Origin of the sequence: Novosphingobium sp. B-7, assembly GCF_000410615.1 — a bacterium.
Lineage (GTDB): Bacteria > Pseudomonadota > Alphaproteobacteria > Sphingomonadales > Sphingomonadaceae > Novosphingobium > Novosphingobium capsulatum.
This window is the reverse complement of sequence record NZ_KE148403.1, coordinates 11,937-13,179: the sequence shown is the minus strand read 5'-3', so window position 1 is coordinate 13,179 and position 1,243 is coordinate 11,937. Positions and strand designations below refer to the sequence as shown.

Here is a 1,243-nt window from a genome sequence, read left to right as displayed (position 1 = left end):
GCGCCCGCGCCACCAGCAGCGATTGCGGCACCTCGAACTCTTCCAGCAGGCGCGGCGGTACCGCCCCTCCACACGGCTTGATCCGCCCGCCGCGATCGAGCAGCAGCACCGAACGCCCGGCGCGCGCCAGGTCCCAGGCCGTGGTGGCGCCACACGGGCCACCGCCGATCACCACGACATCGAATTGCTCTATCGGGTTCATATCGCCACAGACCTCAGGCTGACGACCGGCCGGGCCACGCCGCGCGTGCGCATGGCCAGGAGCGCGGAATAAAGGAACAATCCCGCCTCGGCGGCAAAGATCAGGGCAAAGGCCTTGCCCGGCGTGCCAAACGCGCCGCGCGCCACATCGACGCCCAGCGCGCCGATCAGTCCACCCAGGCCAAAGGCAATGGCCTGCGCCGTACCCCACACCCCCATGCGCACCCCTTCACCCTGGCGGCGGCCGGCACCGGCCAGGCCCATCATCGATCCGATGGCGGACACGGCAAAGGCGCCGTTGCACAGGCCCAAGAAGGCAATATTGGCCGCGATCGGCCAGCCCGGGCCAACCCAGGCAGCCATGGCCAGCCCGGCCAGCGCCACGGCCGAACCCAGGCAGCCGACCATGGTCCAGCTGCGCAGCTCGATCGGCAGGCGCCCGCGAAATGCGCTGCCGCCCACGCCGGTTGCAATCATGCCGATCAGCACGCCGCCGTTCTGCAAGCCCGAGAGGCTGGTCGATTGCCCCGGCGTCATCGCAAAGACCAGGCCGGTGAACGGCTCCAGGATCAGATCCTGCATGCTGTAGGCCAGCATCGAGACGAAGATGAACAGGGTAAAGCGCCGCGCTTCATCATCAGCGAAAATCTCGGCCAGCGCCTCCTTGAGCGAGAGCGGCGGCCCGGCCACTGGCGCCGCGCTGGCAAAAAGCAGTGGCCCGCGCCCCTCCAGGCGGAACGTGGCCAGCACCGTGACGAGCAGCGCCACGCCCACCACGCCAGCAGAAACGGCGGTCAGCCGCTGTTCGGAATAGGGATCGAGCAGCGCCCCGGCCGTGCCAGCCGCCACCACGATGCCAAAAACCATCATGATCCAAGTGACGGCAGCCGCCGCCGCGCGCCGTTCCGGCGCCACGCCGGTGGCCAGCAGCGCCAACACCGAGGTGCCCGCCGCGCCCACGCCGGCGCCGATCAGGGTAAAGGCAAAGACCGACAGGGCGATGCCCTTGACGCGCGATTCATCGAGCATGGTCACGCCATGC

Annotated in this window: 2 protein-coding genes; both read right to left on the bottom strand. The window is 69.3% G+C overall.

The window, feature by feature from the left end:
- On the bottom strand, nt 1-202 hold a 202-nt coding region (locus H926_RS0117400), incomplete at its 3' end, for an FAD-dependent oxidoreductase (protein WP_028658175.1).
- Nucleotides 199-1,243 (bottom strand): PucC family protein (locus H926_RS28450; protein WP_051146419.1); only part of this gene is annotated, 1,045 nt, incomplete at its 5' end. The genes H926_RS0117400 and H926_RS28450, both read right to left, overlap by 4 nt.